This window comes from Citrobacter sp. L55, assembly GCF_002850715.1.
Lineage (GTDB): Bacteria > Pseudomonadota > Gammaproteobacteria > Enterobacterales > Enterobacteriaceae > Citrobacter > Citrobacter braakii.
Map to the genome: position 1 here is coordinate 1 of NZ_KZ559400.1, position 21,066 is coordinate 21,066.

Annotated in this window: 25 protein-coding genes and 1 pseudogene; 22 read left to right on the forward strand and 4 right to left on the reverse strand. The window is 52.9% G+C overall.

The features are described 5' to 3' along the window. The 22 genes and pseudogenes from B9P82_RS04500 to B9P82_RS04605 form a co-directional block, all read left to right on the forward strand. A pseudogene (locus B9P82_RS04500) lies at nucleotides 1–182 on the forward strand (IS5/IS1182 family transposase); the annotation flags it as partial. A gap of 574 nt (nucleotides 183–756) precedes the next feature. Then, entirely contained in the window at nucleotides 757–1,038 is a 282-nt protein-coding gene (pduA, locus tag B9P82_RS04505; protein WP_003030255.1) for a propanediol utilization microcompartment protein PduA, read from the forward strand. Beyond that, nucleotides 1,038–1,850, forward strand: coding sequence for a propanediol utilization microcompartment protein PduB (gene pduB, locus B9P82_RS04510; protein ID WP_016153528.1), 813 nt, complete (start codon nucleotides 1,038–1,040; stop codon nucleotides 1,848–1,850). The genes pduA and pduB overlap by 1 nt, the downstream gene beginning before the upstream one ends. An 18-nt stretch (nucleotides 1,851–1,868) precedes the next feature. Further along, nucleotides 1,869–3,533, forward strand: coding sequence for a propanediol dehydratase large subunit PduC (pduC, locus tag B9P82_RS04515; protein WP_003030249.1), 1,665 nt, complete (start codon nucleotides 1,869–1,871; stop codon nucleotides 3,531–3,533). A 10-nt stretch (nucleotides 3,534–3,543) separates the two neighbouring features. Continuing rightward, entirely contained in the window at nucleotides 3,544–4,218 is a 675-nt protein-coding gene (gene pduD, locus B9P82_RS04520) for a propanediol dehydratase medium subunit PduD (protein ID WP_003844241.1), read from the forward strand. Between the two features lie 14 nt (nucleotides 4,219–4,232). Next, the gene (gene pduE / locus B9P82_RS04525) at nucleotides 4,233–4,751 is read left to right on the forward strand and encodes a propanediol dehydratase small subunit PduE (RefSeq protein ID WP_016156871.1); all 519 of its coding nucleotides are present in this window, start codon (nucleotides 4,233–4,235) and stop codon (nucleotides 4,749–4,751) included. A 15-nt stretch (nucleotides 4,752–4,766) separates the two neighbouring features. Then, nucleotides 4,767–6,599: a diol dehydratase reactivase subunit alpha gene (locus tag B9P82_RS04530; protein WP_019077098.1), complete on the forward strand. Its 1,833-nt coding sequence runs from the start codon at nucleotides 4,767–4,769 to the stop codon at nucleotides 6,597–6,599. Next, nucleotides 6,589–6,939 carry a glycerol dehydratase reactivase beta/small subunit family protein gene (locus B9P82_RS04535; RefSeq protein ID WP_016156873.1) on the forward strand — a complete coding sequence of 117 codons (351 nt, stop codon included), beginning with the start codon at nucleotides 6,589–6,591 and terminating at the stop codon, nucleotides 6,937–6,939. Before B9P82_RS04530 ends, B9P82_RS04535 begins: the two co-directional genes overlap by 11 nt. A 19-nt stretch (nucleotides 6,940–6,958) precedes the next feature. Continuing rightward, on the forward strand, nucleotides 6,959–7,234 hold the full coding sequence (gene pduJ / locus B9P82_RS04540) for a propanediol utilization microcompartment protein PduJ (RefSeq protein ID WP_001057752.1): 276 nt from the start codon (nucleotides 6,959–6,961) through the stop codon (nucleotides 7,232–7,234). 24 nt (nucleotides 7,235–7,258) lie between these two features. Continuing rightward, nucleotides 7,259–7,723 (forward strand): BMC domain-containing protein, encoded by a 465-nt coding sequence (locus B9P82_RS04545; protein WP_094761565.1) that lies wholly within the window; start codon nucleotides 7,259–7,261, stop codon nucleotides 7,721–7,723. Then, nucleotides 7,723–8,355, forward strand: coding sequence for a phosphate propanoyltransferase (locus tag B9P82_RS04550; protein WP_016153533.1), 633 nt, complete (start codon nucleotides 7,723–7,725; stop codon nucleotides 8,353–8,355). Before B9P82_RS04545 ends, B9P82_RS04550 begins: the two co-directional genes overlap by 1 nt. Next, nucleotides 8,352–8,843 (forward strand): microcompartment protein PduM, encoded by a 492-nt coding sequence (pduM, locus tag B9P82_RS04555; protein WP_049040282.1) that lies wholly within the window; start codon nucleotides 8,352–8,354, stop codon nucleotides 8,841–8,843. The genes B9P82_RS04550 and pduM overlap by 4 nt, the downstream gene beginning before the upstream one ends. Nucleotides 8,844–8,846: 3 nt before the next feature. Next, nucleotides 8,847–9,122 carry a EutN/CcmL family microcompartment protein gene (locus tag B9P82_RS04560; protein ID WP_003030211.1) on the forward strand — a complete coding sequence of 92 codons (276 nt, stop codon included), beginning with the start codon at nucleotides 8,847–8,849 and terminating at the stop codon, nucleotides 9,120–9,122. An 8-nt stretch (nucleotides 9,123–9,130) separates the two neighbouring features. Further along, nucleotides 9,131–10,138 (forward strand): two-domain cob(I)yrinic acid a,c-diamide adenosyltransferase PduO, encoded by a 1,008-nt coding sequence (gene pduO / locus B9P82_RS04565; RefSeq protein WP_101700013.1) that lies wholly within the window; start codon nucleotides 9,131–9,133, stop codon nucleotides 10,136–10,138. After that, nucleotides 10,135–11,520, forward strand: coding sequence for a CoA-acylating propionaldehyde dehydrogenase PduP (pduP, locus tag B9P82_RS04570; protein ID WP_047357934.1), 1,386 nt, complete (start codon nucleotides 10,135–10,137; stop codon nucleotides 11,518–11,520). Before pduO ends, pduP begins: the two co-directional genes overlap by 4 nt. Before the next feature lie 10 nt (nucleotides 11,521–11,530). Further along, nucleotides 11,531–12,643: a 1-propanol dehydrogenase PduQ gene (locus B9P82_RS04575; protein WP_053389619.1), complete on the forward strand. Its 1,113-nt coding sequence runs from the start codon at nucleotides 11,531–11,533 to the stop codon at nucleotides 12,641–12,643. Continuing rightward, entirely contained in the window at nucleotides 12,640–13,995 is a 1,356-nt protein-coding gene (pduS, locus tag B9P82_RS04580; protein ID WP_101700014.1) for a cobalamin reductase PduS, read from the forward strand. The genes B9P82_RS04575 and pduS overlap by 4 nt, the downstream gene beginning before the upstream one ends. 2 nt (nucleotides 13,996–13,997) lie before the next feature. Further along, nucleotides 13,998–14,552 (forward strand): propanediol utilization microcompartment protein PduT, encoded by a 555-nt coding sequence (gene pduT, locus B9P82_RS04585; RefSeq protein ID WP_101700015.1) that lies wholly within the window; start codon nucleotides 13,998–14,000, stop codon nucleotides 14,550–14,552. Then, on the forward strand, nucleotides 14,552–14,902 hold the full coding sequence (gene pduU, locus B9P82_RS04590) for a propanediol utilization microcompartment protein PduU (RefSeq protein WP_016156881.1): 351 nt from the start codon (nucleotides 14,552–14,554) through the stop codon (nucleotides 14,900–14,902). Before pduT ends, pduU begins: the two co-directional genes overlap by 1 nt. A gap of 4 nt (nucleotides 14,903–14,906) precedes the next feature. Continuing rightward, entirely contained in the window at nucleotides 14,907–15,359 is a 453-nt protein-coding gene (gene pduV / locus B9P82_RS04595; protein ID WP_101700016.1) for a propanediol utilization protein PduV, read from the forward strand. Beyond that, nucleotides 15,344–16,558 (forward strand): acetate/propionate family kinase, encoded by a 1,215-nt coding sequence (locus B9P82_RS04600; protein WP_101700017.1) that lies wholly within the window; start codon nucleotides 15,344–15,346, stop codon nucleotides 16,556–16,558. Before pduV ends, B9P82_RS04600 begins: the two co-directional genes overlap by 16 nt. Nucleotides 16,559–16,650: 92 nt before the next feature. After that, complete coding sequence (locus B9P82_RS04605; protein WP_101700018.1) at nucleotides 16,651–17,517, forward strand: GHMP family kinase ATP-binding protein; 867 nt, start codon at nucleotides 16,651–16,653, stop codon at nucleotides 17,515–17,517. A 40-nt stretch (nucleotides 17,518–17,557) separates the two neighbouring features. Here the strand turns inward: B9P82_RS04605 and B9P82_RS04610 are convergent, their stop codons facing one another. The 4 genes from B9P82_RS04610 to dacD form a co-directional block, all read right to left on the reverse strand. After that, nucleotides 17,558–17,893: a DUF496 family protein gene (locus B9P82_RS04610; RefSeq protein ID WP_003834176.1), complete on the reverse strand. Its 336-nt coding sequence runs from the start codon at nucleotides 17,891–17,893 to the stop codon at nucleotides 17,558–17,560. Nucleotides 17,894–18,131: 238 nt separating this feature from the next. Continuing rightward, nucleotides 18,132–19,190 (reverse strand): FUSC family protein, encoded by a 1,059-nt coding sequence (locus B9P82_RS04615; protein ID WP_016156885.1) that lies wholly within the window; start codon nucleotides 19,188–19,190, stop codon nucleotides 18,132–18,134. Nucleotides 19,191–19,276: 86 nt separating this feature from the next. Beyond that, nucleotides 19,277–19,744, reverse strand: coding sequence for a DNA gyrase inhibitor SbmC (sbmC, locus tag B9P82_RS04620; RefSeq protein WP_075848383.1), 468 nt, complete (start codon nucleotides 19,742–19,744; stop codon nucleotides 19,277–19,279). A gap of 123 nt (nucleotides 19,745–19,867) precedes the next feature. Continuing rightward, entirely contained in the window at nucleotides 19,868–21,040 is a 1,173-nt protein-coding gene (gene dacD, locus B9P82_RS04625; RefSeq protein ID WP_101700019.1) for a serine-type D-Ala-D-Ala carboxypeptidase DacD, read from the reverse strand. Between the last annotated feature and the right edge of the window lie 26 nt (nucleotides 21,041–21,066).

Here is a 21,066-nt window from a genome sequence, read left to right on the forward strand (position 1 = left end):
GGACAACAGATTACAACCGTCGCTCGATAGCGGAAACGGCGATGTACCGGGTAAAACAGCTGTTCGGGGGTTCACTGACGCTGCGTGACTACGATGGTCAGGTTGCGGAGGCTATGGCCCTGGTACGAGCGCTGAACAAAATGACGAAAGCAGGTATACCTGAAAGCGTGCGTATTGCCTGAAAACACAACCCGCTACGGGGGAGACTTACCCGAAATCTGATTTATTCAACAAAGCCCCTTCTAAGCAGAGTTCGTGTCTTTACCAGCGGACTCCTTACTGGCAAGTAGAATACTTCGAGGCTTACTATAAAAGGCCGTATCAGCAAATTGTTGGCATTCTGCGGATAGCTTGCCCTTTAAAATCGTGGCGCAATAGCAAATTCTTGCTACGCACTTTATTAAAACATTAGAGACAATCGGGATTTCGCGTATTACACGGACATTTTCAAAACAATAAAATATTGCTATTAGCAGAAATCCGTTTTCAAACCACCATCACAATTTCTTTTTTTTCGCATAGCAAATGATATTTATAATGTCACCAGAAAAAGTGTAAATGTGGAACTGACATAACTAAATAATCATATCAATGAGATTCAATATAGTCATTAAAAACAACAAGTTAAAATAATTAATAGCAATTTTATATCACCTTACCTCTATTATTTTTTCACTATCAATTTCAAGTCAGCCATTCTTTTTCCTCGCTTCTTTTTATAGTCATGAACATCGGGACAACCCAGGCGAGGTCTTTATGCAACAAGAAGCGTTAGGAATGGTAGAAACCAAAGGCTTAACTGCAGCCATAGAGGCCGCAGATGCAATGGTGAAGTCAGCCAATGTAATGCTGGTCGGCTACGAAAAAATTGGTTCGGGGCTGGTAACAGTCATTGTCCGCGGCGATGTTGGCGCAGTCAAAGCAGCAACAGATGCAGGTGCCGCCGCAGCACGTAATGTGGGAGAAGTGAAAGCCGTACACGTCATCCCACGCCCTCACACCGATGTAGAAAAAATCTTACCGAAGGGAATTAGCTAATGAGCAGCAATGAGCTGGTTGATCAGATCATGGCGCAGGTGATTGCTCGCGTGGCAACGCCGGAACAGCAGGCTATCCCTGAAAATAATCCTCCAACACGAGAAACGGCTATGGCAGAGAAAAGCTGCAGTTTAACGGAGTTTGTCGGTACTGCGATTGGCGACACCGTCGGTCTGGTAATCGCCAACGTGGACAGCGCCCTACTGGACGCAATGAAACTTGAAAAACGGTATCGCTCCATTGGCATCCTTGGCGCGCGTACTGGTGCAGGCCCGCACATCATGGCCGCAGATGAAGCGGTAAAAGCCACCAATACTGAAGTCGTCAGTATTGAGTTGCCACGTGATACCAAAGGCGGCGCGGGTCACGGTTCGCTGATTATTCTCGGCGGCAACGATGTTTCCGACGTGAAACGCGGAATTGAGGTTGCGCTGAAAGAACTGGATCGCACCTTTGGCGATGTGTATGCCAACGAAGCCGGTCACATCGAGATGCAATACACCGCACGCGCCAGCTACGCGCTGGAAAAAGCCTTTGGTGCACCGATTGGCCGTGCCTGTGGCGTGATCGTCGGCGCCCCGGCATCCGTTGGTGTCCTGATGGCTGATACTGCGCTGAAATCCGCCAACGTGGAAGTAGTGGCCTACAGCTCCCCTGCTCATGGCACCAGCTTCAGTAACGAAGCCATTCTGGTCATTTCAGGCGATTCCGGCGCTGTGCGTCAGGCCGTTATCTCCGCCCGCGAAATCGGTAAAACCGTACTCGGGACCCTCGGCTCAGAACCGAAAAACGATCGTCCGTCCTACATCTGATATCAGTGAGGCTGATTCATGAGATCGAAAAGATTTGAAGCACTGGCGAAGCGCCCTGTGAATCAGGATGGCTTCGTTAAGGAGTGGATCGAAGAAGGCTTCATTGCAATGGAAAGCCCGAACGACCCTAAACCGTCGATTAAAATCGTCAACGGTACAGTCACAGAACTGGACGGAAAATCCGCCAGTGAATTTGACTTAATTGACCATTTCATTGCCCGCTATGGCATTAACCTGGCGCGCGCTGAAGAAGTCATGGCGATGGACTCAGTAAAACTTGCCAATATGCTTTGCGACCCTAACGTGAAGCGCAAAGACATTGTGCCGCTGACCACCGCAATGACCCCGGCAAAAATTGTCGAAGTGGTGTCCCATATGAACGTCGTTGAGATGATGATGGCCATGCAGAAAATGCGTGCTCGCCGTACACCGTCTCAGCAGGCGCACGTCACTAACGTTAAAGATAATCCGGTGCAGATTGCCGCTGATGCGGCTGAAGGCGCCTGGCGCGGATTTGACGAACAGGAAACGACGGTTGCCGTTGCGCGTTATGCACCCTTTAACGCCATTGCGCTGTTAGTCGGCTCACAGGTTGGGCGCCCTGGCGTATTAACCCAGTGCTCGCTGGAAGAAGCGACCGAACTTAAACTCGGTATGTTAGGCCACACCTGTTACGCGGAAACCATCTCTGTCTATGGTACTGAACCCGTATTTACCGACGGCGATGACACGCCATGGTCGAAAGGTTTCCTCGCCTCTTCCTACGCCTCACGCGGTCTGAAAATGCGCTTTACCTCCGGTTCTGGCTCAGAAGTTCAGATGGGTTACGCCGAAGGTAAATCGATGCTTTATCTCGAAGCCCGCTGTATTTACATCACCAAAGCCGCTGGCGTACAGGGTTTACAAAATGGTTCAGTAAGCTGCATCGGCGTGCCTTCCGCTGTGCCGTCAGGCATTCGTGCGGTGTTAGCTGAAAACCTGATCTGTTCCTCCCTGGATCTGGAGTGTGCCTCCAGCAACGACCAAACCTTTACCCACTCGGATATGCGTCGTACTGCCCGCCTGCTGATGCAGTTCCTGCCGGGTACTGACTTCATCTCTTCCGGTTATTCCGCTGTGCCGAACTACGACAACATGTTTGCGGGTTCGAACGAGGATGCCGAAGATTTTGACGACTACAACGTTCTCCAGCGAGACCTCAAGGTAGATGGGGGTCTGCGTCCGGTTCGTGAAGAAGACGTTATCGCCATTCGTAATAAAGCGGCACGTGCACTGCAGGCCGTCTTTGCCGGGATGGGATTACCGCCAATCACTGATGAAGAAGTGGAAGCGGCGACTTACGCCCACGGTTCGAAAGATATGCCGGAGCGAAACATCGTTGAAGATATCAAGTTTGCGCAAGAGATCATCAATAAAAACCGTAACGGTCTGGAAGTGGTGAAAGCCCTTGCTCAGGGCGGGTTTACCGATGTCGCTCAGGACATGCTCAACATCCAGAAAGCCAAGTTAACCGGGGATTATCTGCATACCTCCGCCATTATCGTTGGCGACGGACAGGTGCTATCCGCAGTAAATGACGTCAATGACTATGCCGGTCCGGCAACAGGTTATCGCCTACAAGGCGAACGCTGGGAAGAGATCAAAAACATCCCTGGCGCACTTGATCCCAACGAACTTGGCTAAGGGGTGAAAAATGGAAATCAATGAAAAGCTGCTGCGCCAGATAATTGAAGACGTACTGTCTGAAATGCAAACCAGCGACAAACCCGTCTCATTCCGCGCATCGACAGCGGCTAGCGCGCCACAGGCTGCAGCGGCGCAGGGCGACAGCTTTCTGACCGAGATTGGCGAAGCCAAACAAGGCCAGCAGCAGGACGAAGTGATTATTGCCGTAGGTCCCGCGTTTGGACTGTCGCAAACCGTCAATATCGTAGGGATCCCGCATAAGAACATCTTGCGCGAAGTGATTGCGGGTATTGAAGAAGAAGGCATTAAAGCGCGCGTTATCCGCTGCTTTAAATCCTCCGATGTGGCATTTGTCGCCGTGGAAGGTAACCGTCTGAGCGGTTCCGGGATCTCTATCGGCATCCAGTCAAAAGGCACCACGGTTATCCACCAGCAGGGGTTACCGCCGCTTTCTAACCTGGAGCTGTTCCCTCAGGCACCACTTCTCACACTGGAAACCTATCGTCAGATCGGTAAAAACGCCGCGCGTTATGCCAAGCGTGAATCTCCGCAACCGGTCCCTACTCTGAATGACCAGATGGCTCGTCCTAAGTACCAGGCGAAATCGGCCATTCTGCACATTAAAGAGACCAAATACGTCGTGACGGGCAAAAACCCGCAGGAACTGCGCGTGGCGCTTTGATAAAGGATAACTCCATGAATACCGACGCAATTGAATCGATGGTTCGGGATGTGCTGAGCCGGATGAACAGCCTGCAAGGCGAGCCCGCGACGCCGGCCGCGGCGAGTTCATCAGCACATACCGCGAAAGTCACGGATTACCCTCTCGCGAATAAACATCCTGAGTGGGTAAAAACCGCAACCAACAAAACTCTGGATGACTTCACGCTCGAAAATGTTCTGAGCAACAAAGTGACGGCGCAGGACATGCGCATCACCCCTGAAACGCTGCGCCTTCAGGCGGAAATCGCCAAAGATGCCGGACGTGACAGACTGGCGATGAACTTCGAGCGTGCCGCTGAGCTAACCGCTGTACCTGACGATCGCATTCTTGAGATCTACAACGCGCTGCGCCCATACCGCTCAACGAAAGACGAGCTGATGGCTATCGCTGATGATCTCGAAAATCGTTATCAGGCAAAGATCTGTGCAGCTTTCGTTCGTGAAGCGGCAGCGCTGTACGTTGAGCGTAAAAAACTCAAAGGCGACGACTAACTCAGGGACAGGATCATGCGATATATAGCTGGCATTGACATAGGCAACTCATCAACGGAAGTCGCTCTGGCTACCCTCGATGAGTCTGGCGCACTGAGCATCACCGGCAGCGCGCTGGCAGAAACCACCGGAATTAAAGGCACATTACGTAATGTGTTTGGTATTCAGGAGGCACTTTCGCTGGCAGCAAAAAACGCCGGTATCAATGTCAGCGATATTTCGCTCATCCGTATCAATGAAGCCACCCCGGTCATTGGTGACGTCGCGATGGAAACGATAACCGAAACCATCATCACTGAATCCACCATGATCGGCCATAACCCTAAAACGCCGGGCGGCGTCGGATTAGGCGTTGGCGTCACTATTACGCCGGAAGACCTGCTCAGCCGTCCGGCGGATACGCCCTATATTCTGGTGGTGTCATCGGCATTTGATTTCGCCGATGTCGCCACGATGATTAATGCCTCCGTCCGCGCCGGATACCAGTTAACTGGCGTTATTTTGCAGCAGGACGATGGCGTATTGGTCAGTAATCGTCTGACTCACCCCTTGCCTATCGTCGATGAAGTCCTTCATATCGACCGCATCCCGTTAGGTATGCTGGCTGCCATTGAGGTCGCGATTCCAGGAAAAGTCATTGAAACGCTTTCTAACCCTTACGGAATTGCGACCGTTTTTGGCCTCAACGCCGACGAAACTAAAAACATTGTCCCGATGGCGCGGGCGCTGATCGGCAACCGTTCTGCCGTGGTCGTGAAAACGCCATCAGGTGATGTGAAAGCACGAGCCATTCCTGCCGGAAATCTGGAGCTACAGTCGCAGGGTCGTACCGTACGGGTCGACGTTGCAGCTGGCGCTGAAGCGATTATGAAAGCGGTTGGCGAATGCCCGAAACTGGATAACGTCACCGGAGAGGCTGGCACCAATATTGGCGGCATGCTGGAGCATGTGCGCCAGACAATGGCTGAATTAACCAACAAACCCAGCCACGAAATTTTTATTCAGGACCTGCTGGCAGTCGATACCTCGGTTCCCGTCAGCGTGACCGGCGGACTAGCCGGTGAGTTCTCGCTGGAACAGGCTGTCGGCATTGCTTCCATGGTGAAATCAGACCGCCTGCAAATGGCGATGATTGCTCAGGAAATCACGCAAAAGCTCAACATTGACGTCCAGGTTGGCGGCGCCGAAGCCGAAGCTGCCATTCTGGGGGCCTTAACCACCCCCGGCACGACGCGGCCACTGGCTATTCTGGACCTCGGTGCAGGATCGACCGATGCCTCCATCATCAACCCGAAAGGCGAAATTATTGCCACGCACCTGGCGGGTGCGGGCGATATGGTCACGATGATTATTGCCCGTGAACTGGGGCTGGAAGACCGTTATCTCGCTGAAGAGATCAAAAAGTACCCGCTGGCGAAAGTCGAGAGCTTGTTCCATCTTCGCCACGAAGATGGCAGCGTCCAGTTCTTCCCTACACCTCTCCCGCCAACGGTTTTTGCCCGCGTATGCGTAGTAAAACCCGATGAACTGGTGCCACTGCCAGGCGAACTGGCGCTGGAGAAAGTCCGGGCCATTCGCCGCAGCGCTAAGGAACGCGTTTTCGTCACCAACGCACTCAGAGCGCTACGTCAGGTGAGTCCGACCGGGAACATTCGGGATATTCCCTTTGTGGTGCTGGTTGGCGGCTCATCCCTGGACTTTGAAGTTCCGCAACTGGTCACCGACGCACTGGCACACTATCGCCTGGTTGCCGGGCGCGGCAACATTCGTGGCACCGAAGGTCCGCGCAACGCGGTCGCGACAGGGCTGATTCTCTCCTGGTACAAGGCATTCGCTCATGGAAAGTAATCTCACCACGCCAGCCATCGTTATCTTCGCCACTGCTGGATGCACTGACGTCTGGAGTGATGTGCTGCTGGGTATTGAAGAAGAAGGGATCCCCTTTGTGATTCAGGAGAGCCCGTCAACTGACGTTATCCACAACGCATGGCTGGCGGCTTGCCAATCGCCACTGCTGGTTGGCATTGGCTGCAGTCGCGAAAAACTGGTCGTGCACTATAAAAACTTACCCACATCAGCGCCACTATTTACGCTGACGTATCAACAAGATAACCATGCCCGACGCAGCATTGGTAATAACGCTGCGCGGCTGGTTAAAGGCATTCCGTTTCGGGAATGCCACTCATAACCCACAGGAGAAAAGCAGTATGAATAACGCACTGGGACTGGTTGAAACAAAAGGGCTCGTCGGCGCTATTGAAGCCGCTGATGCCATGGTGAAATCCGCAAACGTGCAGTTGGTTGGTTACGAAAAAATCGGCTCAGGCCTTATCACCGTTATGGTTCGCGGCGATGTCGGCGCAGTGAAAGCTGCCGTAGATGCAGGAAGCGCTGCAGCAAGCGCCGTTGGCGAGGTGAAATCCTGCCACGTTATCCCACGTCCGCACAGCGACGTTGAAGCCATTTTACCTAAATCCGCATAAATCGTTGCAACCAAGGAGCACAGCGTGAAGCAATCACTGGGATTACTTGAAGTTAGTGGTCTGGCATTAGCCATCAGTTGCGCGGACGTCATGGCGAAAGCCGCCTCCATCACGCTGGTGGGCCTCGAAAAAACCAACGGTTCAGGCTGGATGGTGATCAAGATAATCGGGGATGTGGCCTCCGTCCAGGCGGCCATTTCCACCGGTGTCAGTTTCGCTGACCAGCGAGATGGACTGGTGGCTCACAAAGTCATATCCAGACCAGGGGATGGCATTCTGTCACATAGCGTCACCCCGGAGTCTGAGCCAGCGCCCGCCCCGACACCGGTCGTACCACATGAAGAGATGCCTGAGGACCATGCAGCGCCCGAAGCGCCACAAGATGCAGAGTTGATTAGCTGCAATCTGTGTCTTGACCCTGCCTGCCCCCGTCAAAAAGGCGAGCCGCGCTCTCTTTGTCTGCACTCAGGCAAACGAGGTGAAGCGTGATGGATAAACAGCAACTGGAGACAACGGTCACCAAAGTTCTGGATGAAATGCGTGAGCGCCCTATTCCGCTAGGGATCTCTAATCGTCATATTCATCTATGCGCTGAAGATTACGACCGCTTGTTTCCCAATCACCCTATTAGTGAGAAAAAAGAGCTGCTGCAGCCCGGACAATATGCAGCAGACCAGACCGTCACACTGGTGGGACCAAAAGGTCAGTTAAAAAATGTGCGCTTACTCGGCCCACTGCGTAGCACCAGTCAGGTCGAAATTTCTCGTACCGACGCTCGTACGTTGGGAATTGCTGCTCCACTACGGATGTCAGGCAGTATCGAGGGCACGCCAGGCGTTCGCCTTATCAGTCCATTTGCTGAACTGGACTTAGCATCCGGGGTAATCGTCGCCCAACGCCATATCCATATGTCGCCGCTCGATGCCCTAATCCTGCGCGTTTCCCATGGCGATAAAGTCTCTGTTGCCATTAATGGCGATGAACGTCGACTGATTTTCGATAACGTCGCCGTACGCGTTTCGCCGGATATGCGCCTTGAGATGCATATCGATACCGACGAAGCCAATGCTGCGGGCGCAGATAATCCGCAGGCATTTGCCACACTGGTGAGCCCACGATGAACAACGAACTGCTGCAACGCATTATCGAGGAGGTTGTTTCCCGATTAAAAAAACGCGCGGAAAGCACGCTCTCGCTTAGCGTCGCGCAGTTACGGGAAATCGAACCACGGACATTGTGCTGCCAGTACTCGTCGCTCCACCTCCTGCAGGCGGACCTGCCATTGCTGGAGCAAATTGCCGAGGGCTGCGCGGACAACATGTCGGTGGTAACGATCCACGAAGCACTGGCATGCGGAGTCCGCGTGAAAATTTCACTACAACACCGATTGTTACCCGCAATCCCCGTTAGAAAACTCGCGCGTCTGCCTCTGGAGTTCAGTGACGAGCTGGGGCGAATCATCGTTTTGCATCCTGACAAACTTCTCAGCTATGCCGACGTCGCCCAACTGAAAGGGGGCGTTCTGGTGCTACGTCGTCGATGTGTCGTGACGGCTCTGGCTCAGGACGCCGTCGGTACGCGAAATGTCCAATTAATTAAGCAGGAGTGAGCTATGCATCTGGCACGGGTTACAGGCGTTGTGGTTTCCACGCAAAAATCCCCATCACTGGTGGGGAAGAAACTGTTGCTGGTACGTCGGGTGAGTGCGGACGGAGAGCTTCCCGCGTCCCCTGTGAGTGGAGATGAAGTCGCGGTTGATTCTGTCGGCGCTGGAACTGGAGAACTGGTATTACTCAGCAGTGGCTCCAGCGCCAGACACGTTTTTTCCGGCCCTAATGAGGCCATCGATCTGGCTATCGTCGGCATTGTCGACACGCTTTCTCGTTAGGAGGAACTATGGCGATTTATACCCGCACTGGCGATGCCGGCACAACGGCCCTCTTTACCGGGCAACGCGTGAGCAAAACGCACCCGCGCGTCGAGGCTTACGGTACGCTGGACGAACTTAATGCGGCGCTTAGCCTGTGTGTTTGCGCAGCGAAAAACCCGCAGCACCGCCAGTTACTCGAAAACATTCAACTGCAGCTTTTTTGGTTCAGCGCCGAGCTGGCAAGCGAAAGCGAAAAGCCAGCGCCAGAGCAGCGCTACATCAGCTCAGAAGAAATTGCCGCGCTGGAGGCCGCCATCGATACCGCGATGGGGAGAGTGCCCCCCCTACGCAGCTTTATTTTACCTGGCCGCAGCGAAGCCGCCAGCCGTCTGCACTTTGCCCGCACGCTGGCCCGCCGCGCAGAGAGGCGACTGGTCGAACTCTCCACCGAGATTTCCGTCAGACACGTGCTGATGCGTTATATCAATCGCCTCTCCGACTGCTTATATGCGCTTGCACGAGCAGAAGATCATGACGCCCATCAAAACAACATTATTCAGAAAGTGGCGGAGCGTTATCTCGCAGCCATCCGTACATCAGCCACCAGGGAGCCGGCTATGTCTCTGTCTTTTCAGGAACTCCACCAACTCATTCGCGCTGCGGTAACGAGAGCAGAAGAACTTCAGGTTCCGGTCGTCATCAGCATTGTTGATGCGAATGGGACCCAAACGGTGACCTGGCGCATGCCTGACGCATTACTCGTCAGTAGCGAACTGGCACCGAAAAAAGCCTGGACCGCCGTGGCAATGAAAACCGCCACGCATGAGCTGACATCGGCAGTGCAGCCAGGCGCCGCGCTTTACGGTCTGGAAAGCCATATGCAGGGAAAAGTCGTCACCTTCGGTGGCGGGTACGCATTATGGCGTGAGGGGTTACTCCTTGGGGGTCTTGGCATCAGCGGGGGAAGCGTTGAGCAGGATATGGACATTGCAGAAACGGCCATTGCGGCAATTAACGTGAGAACACATCAATGAACACTTCAGAACTTGAAACCCTTATTCGTAACATTTTGAGTGAGCAACTTGCCCCGGCAAAAGCAGAAGTTAAGGGTAATGGAATTTTTCCGTCCGTTAGCGAAGCGATCGATGCCGCTCATCAGGCTTTTCTGCGTTATCAGCAATGTCCATTGAAAACCCGCAGCGCCATCATTAACGCCCTGCGAGAAGAGCTGACGCCTCACCTTGCTTCATTGGCTGCTGAAAGCGCTGCCGAAACGGGAATGGGCAACAAAGAGGATAAGTTCCTTAAAAATAAAGCTGCGTTGGATAATACCCCGGGTATCGAAGATCTCACCACTACGGCGCTTACCGGTGACGGCGGCATGGTGTTATTCGAGTATTCACCCTTTGGCGTGATTGGTTCCGTCGCCCCCAGCACCAACCCGACGGAAACCATTATTAACAACAGCATCAGTATGCTGGCTGCGGGAAATAGCGTTTATTTTAGCCCACATCCAGGTGCAAAAGCGGTCTCACTGAAGCTGATTACCATGATTGAAGATATTGCTTTTCGCTGCTGCGGGATTCGGAATCTTGTCGTCACGGTCACAGAACCCACTTTTGAGGCTACCCAGCAGATGATGGCGCACCCTAAAATCGCAGTTCTGGCGATTACCGGTGGTCCAGGCATTGTTGCTATGGGCATGAAAAGCGGGAAAAAAGTCATTGGCGCAGGCGCAGGCAATCCTCCCTGCATTGTTGATGAAACAGCCGACCTGGTTAAGGCGGCGGAAGATATCATCAATGGCGCATCCTTTGATTACAACCTCCCCTGCATTGCTGAGAAGAGCCTCATTGTTGTTGATGCCGTTGCCGAACGACTGGTTCAACAAATGCAGTCTTTTGGCGCGATGCGACTCAATAGCGAAGAGGTAGACAAACTGCGCGCAGTTTGTCTACCAGAAGGAATAGCCAATAAACAACTGGTAGGGAAAAGCCCGGCAACCTTACTGGAAGCCGCGGGAATACCGGTTCCGGCAAAAGCACCTCGATTACTGATAGGTATCGTCAAGGCTGACGACCCATGGGTTACCAGCGAGCAACTGATGCCAATGCTCCCCATCGTAACGGTGAGCGATTTTGACAGCGCGTTAACGTTGGCCCTGAAGGTTGAAGAGGGATTGCATCACACCGCCATTATGCATTCGCAAAATGTGTCACGTCTGAACCTTGCCGCGCGCACGCTTCAGACCTCCATTTTTGTGAAAAATGGCCCCTCTTATGCTGGGATTGGCGTTGGTGGTGAAGGCTTTACCACCTTCACCATCGCAACGCCGACCGGCGAAGGAACGACATCTGCGCGCACTTTCGCACGCTCTCGTCGTTGCGTGCTGACAAACGGTTTTTCTATTCGCTAATGGGGCCGTTATGAAAAGCTTTTCACTGCAAACTCGATTGTACAGCGGCCAGGGAAGCCTGGATGTGCTTAAGCGCTTCACGAATAAGCATATCTGGATTATCTGCGATGGTTTTCTCGCGCGTTCTCCCCTGATTGAAAAGCTGCGCGACGCGCTGCCAGCGGATAACCGCATCAGCATTTTCAGCGATATCACCCCCGATCCCACCATTAACACGGTAGTACAAGGGATTGCGCAAATGCAGTCCCTACGACCGGACGTCGTAATTGGTTTTGGCGGTGGCTCTGCACTGGACGCCGCAAAAGCCATCGTCTGGTTCAGCCGACAGTTCGGTATTGAGATTGAAACCTGCGTTGCAATTCCCACCACCAGCGGCACGGGATCGGAGGTGACCAGCGCCTGCGTGATTAGCGATCCGGATAAAGGCATTAAGTATCCATTATTTAATAATGCGCTTTATCCGGACATGGCCATCCTTGATCCGACGCTGGTCGTCAGCGTTCCACCAGCCATAACAGCGAATACCGGCATGGACGTATTAACGCATGCGCTGGAGGCTTACGTGTCCACGAAAGCCAGCGACTTCACCGATGCGCTGGCTGAAAAAGCGGCACAAATTGTCTTCCAGTACCTGCCTGTCGCCGTCAGCAAAGGCGACTGCCTGGCAACCAGAGGAAAAATGCACAACGCGTCAACGCTCGCGGGAATGGCATTCAGTCAGGCTGGTCTGGGTATCAATCATGCGATTGCCCATCAGTTGGGCGGCCAGTTTCATCTGCCCCACGGACTTGCCAATGCGCTGCTGCTGACCCATGTCATTCATTTTAATGCCCGCGATCCGCGGGCTGCGAAGCGCTATGCCCGTTTCGCTAAAGCCTGCCACCTATGCCCGGATAACGCGAACGATACGGCGGCACTGAATGCGCTAATTCGTCATATAGAGCTACTCAAAAAACAGTGTGCGTTACCTTCTTTTGCTGACGCGCTTAAAGACGGAAAGCAAGCCTGGTCACAACGTATACCGTCGATGGTTCAGGCCGCGCTGGCTGATGTCACGCTGCAAACCAATCCTCGTGTTGCCGACGCCAGCGCCATGCAGGAACTGCTTGAGGAATTATTATGAAGACAGCCATGACGGCAGAGTCCACGCTTTATGATGCGCAGACAATTCGCGAACGCGTTCGCGCAGCGGGTGTTGTCGGGGCCGGAGGCGCAGGCTTTCCTGCTCACGTAAAATTACAGGCGCAGGTCGATACGTTTCTGGTCAATGCGGCAGAATGTGAACCGATGCTGAAAGTTGACCAGCAATTGATGGCCGTTCAGGCTGAGCGACTTATCCGTGGCGTTCAATATGCCATGACGGCTACCGGGGCCAGGGCCGGTATTATTGCGCTCAAAGAGAAATATCAAAAGGCTATCAATGCGTTAACGCCCCTTCTGCCTGCCGGGATCCGCTTACATATTTTGCCTGATGTCTACCCGGCTGGTGACGAGGTTTTGACCATCTGGATGGCAACGGGCCGGCGAGTTCCGCCTGCCGCGCTGCCGGTCAGCGTCGGCGTGGTGGTCAATAACGTCCAGACGGTGCTCAACATCGCCAGAGCCGTTGAGCAGCAATACCCGGTTACGCGTCGTACCCTGACCGTTAACGGCGCGGTCGCCAGACCAATCACTCTGACCGTCCCTATCGGAATGTCTTTACGTGAGGTTCTGGCGTTGGCCGGTGGTGTTACCGTTGACGATCCCGGTTTTATTAACGGTGGTCCGATGATGGGCGGCCTGATTACCTCACTGGATACCCCAGTCAGCAAGACCACCGGGGGACTGCTGGTTTTACCAAAGTCTCATGCGTTGATTCAGCGGCGGATGCAGGATGAACGCACCGTGCTTTCCGTCGCAAAAACCGTTTGCGAGCAGTGTCGGTTGTGTACGGATTTGTGCCCAAGACATTTGATCGGCCATGAATTATCGCCGCACCTGCTGGTTCGCGCGGTTAATTATCAGCAGGCGGCCACACCGCAGTTACTGCTCACAGCCCTGACCTGTTCAGAATGCAATGTATGTGAAAGCGTAGCCTGTCCGGTTGGGATTTCACCGATGCGAATCAACCGCATGCTTAAACGCGAGCTACGGGCGCTCAACCATCGTTATGAAGGGCCATTGAATCCTGAGGATGAAATGGCGAAGTATCGGCTTATTCCGGTGAAGCGCCTTATTACCAAACTGGGCCTTAGCGACTGGTATCACGATGCGCCACTGACTGAGACTGATTATCCCACGGATAAAACGACGCTGTTGCTACGCCAGCATATTGGTGCCAGCGCCATCCCATGCGTACAGCAGGGCGAACACATTGTTCGCGGTCAATGCGTTGCCGATGTGCCGTCCGGTGCATTAGGCGCACCTGTCCACGCCAGTATTGACGGTATTGTCAGCGAAATTACTGAGCAATCCATCACGGTAATAAGAGGTTAATCATGTCTCAGGCTATAGGGATTTTAGAACTCACCAGCATTGCCAAAGGAATGGAAGCTGGCGATGCCATGTTAAAAAGCGCGAATGTGAATTTACTGGTCAGCAAGACCATCTGCCCGGGCAAATTTCTGCTCATGCTCGGTGGTGACGTAGGCGCAGTACAACAGGCGATCGCCACCGGAACTTCTCTTGCTGGCGATATGCTCGTTGATAGTCTGGTATTACCCAACATTCACGCCAGCGTACTTCCTGCGATCAGTGGACTTAACAGCGTGGATAAGCGTCAGGCCGTTGGCATTGTTGAAACATGGAGCGTTGCGGCCTGCATCTGCGCCGCCGACCGTGCGGTTAAAGCCTCCAATGTCACGCTGGTACGCGTCCATATGGCATTTGGTATTGGCGGCAAGTGCTACATGGTTGTCGCTGGCGATGTGTCTGATGTGAATAACGCAGTGACAGTTGCCAGTGAAAGTGCGGGTGATAAAGGCCTGTTGGTTTACCGTTCGGTCATCCCTCGTCCGCATGAAAGCATGTGGCGACAGATGGTGGAGGGATAATGGAAAGACAACCCACCACGGATCGTATGATTCAGGAATATGTTCCTGGCAAGCAGGTTACGTTGGCGCATCTTATCGCTAATCCGGGTAAAGATTTGTTCAAGAAACTGGGATTACCAGAGTCGGTTTCCGCAATCGGTATTCTGACGATTACCCCCAGCGAAGCCTCAATCATCGCCTGTGATATCGCCACGAAATCCGGGGCGGTAGAGATTGGTTTTCTCGACCGTTTTACCGGCGCCGTGGTACTGACGGGCGATGTTTCCGCCGTTGAGTACGCGCTGAAACAGGTAACCCGGACGCTGGGCGAAATGATGCGTTTTACCGCCTGTCCCATCACCCGGACATAATCTCATGAAACGCATAATGCTAATTGGCCCCAGCCAGTGCGGTAAAACGTCACTCACGCAGTGCATGCGGGGAGAGGCGCTTCACTATCAGAAGACCCAGGCCATTGTCTGGTCTCCCACAACGATAGACACACCGGGTGAATATCTCGAAAACCGCTGCCTGTACAGCGCGCTGCTGGCCAGCGCCTGTGAAGCAGACATCATCGCGCTGGTTCTCAATGCTGACGCGCCGTGGTCACCTTTTTCTCCAGGTTTTACTGGCCCGATGAACCGACCCGTTATCGGCCTCGTCACCAAAGCCGATTTAGCCAGCCCGCAGCGTATTTTTCTCGTGGAGAGTTGGCTAGTTCAGGCTGGCGCGCAAAAAGTATTTGTCACCAGCGCGCTGGAGAATACCGGGGTCGATGAGATGTTCATTTTTCTGAATGCAAAGGAACCTTCATGTCTCACAAAATAATGGCCATTAATGCAGGTAGTTCCTCGCTTAAGTTTCAGCTTCTGGCGATGCCGCAGGGTGAAATGATTTGCCAGGGACTGATCGAGCGTATCGGTATGTCTGATGCGCAGGTCACCCTAAAAACACCAGCGCAAAAATGGCAGGAGACTTTGCCCGTAGCCGATCACCGTGAAGCAGTAACGCTGCTACTGGAAAAACTGCTCAGCCACAATATTATCAGCAGTCTGGAAGAGATCGACGGCGTTGGCCATCGCGTCGCACACGGTGGAGAATCCTTCAAAGATTCCGCACGAGTAACCGATGAAACACTGGCGGAAATCGAACGCCTTGCGGAACTGGCACCGCTTCATAACCCGGTTAATGCGTTGGGGATTGCGATATTTCGCCAGCTACTGCCGAAAACGCCGGCCGTTGCGGTTTTTGACACGGCTTTTCATCAGACCCTTGATGAGCCTTCTTTCATCTATCCCCTGCCCTGGCGCTACTATTCAGAGCTGGGTATTCGTCGTTATGGTTTTCATGGTACCAGCCACAAGTATGTCAGCGCTCAACTTGCTGAAAAGCTGGGCGTGCCGCTCAGCGCCCTGCGGGTTGTTTGTTGTCATCTGGGCAACGGCAGCAGCATCTGCGCTATCAAAGGCGGACATTCGGTGAATACCTCCATGGGTTTTACGCCGCAGTCTGGCGTAATGATGGGCACGCGAAGTGGCGATATTGATCCATCCATTCTGCCGTGGATTGCCCTGCGTGAAGGCAAAACCCCGCAGCAGCTCAACCAATTGCTCAACAATGAGTCCGGATTACTCGGAGTTTCTGGTGTTTCACCCGACTACCGGGATGTTGAACATGCCGCAGATACGGGCAATCACCAGGCAGCACTGGCATTGACGCTTTTTGCCGAGCGGATTCGCGCCACTATTGGCAGCTATATTATGCAGATGGGCGGTCTGGATGCGCTGGTGTTTACCGGGGGAATTGGTGAAAATTCAGCGCGTGCTCGCGCCGCGATTTGCCACAACCTGAATTTCTTAGGTCTGGCCGTTGATGAAGAAAAAAATCAGCGTAACGCCACCTTTATTCAAACGGAAAATGCGGTGGTTAAAGTGGCGGTGATTAATACCAATGAAGAGCTGATGATAGCCCAGGACGTTATGCGTTTAGCGATATCAGAAACTGTGACATTGGGCATTCCCGCCTGATATTGCCGCACCGCAAATTGCGGCAAATCATGGTAATAGCGCGATCGCCATGACACTATGCGCCGAGGATTGCTGAACACAAAGGTGAAGACGTGGCTGTTGCGCAATGTCCCGCATCGTGCGGAGAACTTATCCAGGGCTGGATTCTGGGCAGTGAGAAGCTGGTCTCCTGCCCGGTCGAATGGTATAGCACCGTTGAGGTCACTTCAGGCTCACCGCTGACAGATGAACGTCCACTTTCTCGGGCAATGGTTGACAGGTTATTACAGCACTGGCAGTACCCGGCGCTTCTCAGTCAGGATATCCGGATAGATGTTCAGTCAACCATTCCCATCGCGAAAGGAATGGCCAGCAGCACTGCGGATATTGCCGCCACGGCCATCGCCGCAGCGCATTATCTGGGTCATCAACTGGACGAGCCAACACTGGCACAGCTTTGCGTTTCTCTGGAGCCAACCGACAGCACCGTTTTTCGTAAGCTAACCCTTTTCGATCATAACAACGCTTCCACGCAAATTGGTTGTGAAGCTCAGCCTCAACTCGATCTGCTGGTTCTCGAAAGCCCTGAAACATTGCGTACCGCGGATTATCACCGTATTCCACGTCATTCCGGCTTGCAGGCGGGAGCTGCGGCCCTCCAACGGGCATGGGAAAAAGTACAGGAAGCCTGTATTAGCCAAAATCCTTACCGGTTGGGAGAAGCGGCTACGCTTAGCGCAATCGCCAGCCAATTGCTGTTACCAAAACCGGATTTTGATTCACTATTAGCACTGGTGGAAGAATGTGATTTATACGGCGTCAACGTCGCGCACAGCGGCAGCGTAGTCGGACTGATGCTGGACAGAAATCGTCATGATGTGGATTACATTAAATGGATGCTGACGCAGAAAAAACTTACGATTCACTGGCCAGAACAGCATTTGTTACGCATGGTAACGGGCGGGGTCGAACTGCAATAAGGGTCGCCGCACGGCAGCGACCCGGACAAGCATAAAATCGTTACTCGGCTTTCGCTTCGCCGTTTTTCACTTCGCCCATGGCTTTAAGCTTTTTAGAGATATCGCGGCGTTCTTTAGAGATCTCGGCGTTTTTGATGATGTAGTCATCAACACGATCTTCATAATCGCTTTTCATGCTGGCAATGATGCCCTGAATCGCTTCCACGCTCATACCAGGCTTGATGTAGTCGCTCAGGTTGTCCAACAGCAGAACGCGTTTCTGGTTGTCACGGATCTTTTTCTCAACGTCCTGGATTTCACGTTGCAGTTTGTTTTTACGACGGAACAGACGAACAAATTCCAGCACGTCCTGGAAAGAAGGCTTGGTAGTTTCCATTTTTACACCCCTGATAATGTGAGATTCGGATTCGTTAAAACAACGGCTAAAGTGGGTCAACATTACTTTCATGCCCGCCATACTTCAAGTTGCATCTGCATCGACAATGCATGGTTGAAACCTGAGTTATCGAGGGTAAAGCCATTGCAGTTACCAATGGTTTTAGCCTTTTTCAGTATCATACCTCTAATCTTTGCTGAATCGAAGCAGCAGTAGAACCAATCCCCTCATCTGCTCTTTATTTGCGCAGTGCGCGACAGATTAAATGTGAGAGTAACTCCAGCTGTCGAGCCATCTCCATGTTCAACCAAACGTAGCCGTGAATGGGCGTTTCTGCGACATTATCGCCTTTATGCTCAGCAATAAGCTGACGCAGCTCTGCCACGGTGTCATTGAGCTTTTCCGTATTGGCAAGCACTGGCTGCGGATTACCTTCATACAAGGCGTGGGTTATTGTCAGTAGTGCCTGCTGGGTCCTGAGCTGAGTTTCACGCAGCGTATGCGCATTCAACATGACAAAGTGGCTGGTACGGCTGGCCCACAGCGCATTAATTTGCAGCTCGAGCATGCAGACCAGATTGCGATTCACCGTCTGAATAGCCTCAAAGATCGATTTTTGAATGCGGGTTTCCTTGCTGGCAGGAGCAATGAGCCCACGCATTTTGACAACGTCGCTCAACAGTTGTTGTAAATGCTTCTCCAGCCGCGGTTGCTCGAGCAGATTGGGGGATAGCGCGGCCTGATACACCCGATTGTACCCCGTTACGCAATGCGCCAGTTGGATACGCCAGTGTATAAATGCCCGCTGCGGCCAGATGCCGGTAAACAGCATCGCCAGTAACGACCCCAGAATAACATCACCGCCGCGCCATAACGCGGTATTCATATCTCCGGCAGGCGCACCCACGACCACGGCAAGCGTTATGCCAATCAGCAGCGCCTGATACGGCCTTTTACCCAGCGCCAGCCAGCCGCAGAGAAACATCGCTACCGCGCACCATATCAGCATTAACGGCAGCGAGAAGAGTTCCAGACGCAGGGCAACCAGTCCCAGGACCGAGCCCAGGATCGTGCCGCCTATACGTTCAAAGGCCCTGGGAACAACGTTACCCCAAAAAGATATTGGCCCCATAATCACCACCAGCGTGATCAGAGGCCATGTACCTTCGGGAATGTTTAACAGGCGTACCAACAGAAAAGTAAGGAGAAACGCCAGCGCAATGCGAATACCATGCACCACACGATAATGACGATACAAACGAATTTCAAAAGGACTCAGCGATTTGTCTGCACGCACTCATGCACTCCGTCAGGGAATAGCAAAGAAGCGAATTGTACCTGTTTTTAGCGTGAAAAGATCATCCTGATTTACACCCCAAACAGTTACTTCGTCTGCACTGGCACGTACATTTCAATGTCCCAGTAACCGTCCTCCATGCCATTGTTCATATAAACCTCAAAGCAGGGTTTAGCGGCTATCGCATAAGTCGTATCCTGCATCAGGCGCTCGAAGAACTGATACCAAGGCGTCGCAAAATCGTGATTCTCAACGCGCGCAACGGCGACAGCATAGTCGCCACCCGCCAGTTCGGTGAGGATCACCCCTTCGCTGTTTTCTGGGATTTCAAAACCTTCAGGCACAGAAACCACGGTATCACAGCGCAATTTTTCCGCAGGAACAACATCAGGGTTGTCGTAATAAACAGCAATCCATTCCAACGGCACAATCTGTTTACCGTCGACCCACTTCATTAATTGCTCAAACCCCTGCTTCACCGTTTGTTCCCACGGTCCAACCATATGGAAACCGGCAATCATGCGTTTTTCGACCAGCTTTATCTCGTACTCCATACAACCTCCACTGTTACACTGTATTTATATACAGTGTAATTTCTGGCTATGTCGGCCACAAGGAAATAGTGATTATTATGTGAGCAGATTCGCACTCTTGCCAGTCAGACGCATCAGGAAAAACTACGCCTTGTGGTGGAAATAATCGCTCAGGCGCGAGAAAACGCTGCCTTCGCCGATGGATTCCAGCGTAACCAGAGGCCAATGTGCCACCAACTTATCCCGATCGTAGAGTTCAATTTCCCCCACACGTTGATGCGCAGCGATGGGAGCAACCAGCTCTTTCTTATCAAGGACATATTTTGCTTTGATGTTAGGGACTTCTGCTTTAGGCAGGGCCATCCAGAAATCCTGCTCGGTTCCGAGGCTGATTTTTTCTTTATCGCCATACCAGATGCGTTCAGTGCCAACCTGCTTACCGCTACGCAAAACCTGCACTGTATCGAAGTTGTGTTGCCCCCATTGCAGCAGTTTACGCGCCTGATCTTCGCGCCCTTTCGCACTCTCCGCGCCCATCACCACCGCAATCAGGCGGCGCTGACCATCGACGGCGGAAGCAATCAGGTTAAACCCGGCACCGGACGTATGCCCTGTCTTCAGGCCATCTACGTTCATGGTTTTATCCCACAACAAACCGTTACGGTTTTGCTGTGTGATGCCGTTCCAGGTAAGGCTTTTCTCACTGTACATATGGTAGAAATCCGGTTCCCCGTGGATGATAGCGCGGGACAGCACGGCCAGGTCGTACGCGGAGCTATGCTGACCCGGCGCATCCAGACCATGTACCGTTTCAAAATGGGTGTCCTGCAGGTTCAGTTTTTGCGCATAGTTGTTCATCATCGCGACAAACTGCGGCTGCCCTCCGGCGATGTAATCCGCCAGTGCCACGCAGGCATCATTACCGGAATCAACAATTAACCCACGGCTGAGGTCGCGTACCGAAACGCGATCCCCTTCTTTCAGGAACATCAAGGATGAACCGACAAATACCGGATTATCTTTTGCCCATGCATCGCGCCCGACGGTCACAATATCTGTCGGACTAATACGCTTGCTGTCAATTGCGCGATCGACAACATAGCCAGTCATCAGTTTCGTCAGGCTGGCAGGATTGCGCTGCTGGTGTTCATTACCGGCTGTCAGGATTTGGCCCGTGGTGTAATCCATTAACACCCATGCCCCGGCAGTAATCGCAGGAGGTTGTGGGGCGAAGCTCACGGCATCGCTCGCCCAGGCGGGCGAAAAACTCATCGTTAATAGTGAAGCGGCAATAAACAAACGGCGTTTCAACAGCATGTCCTCAGGAAAGGGAGAAATAGCCG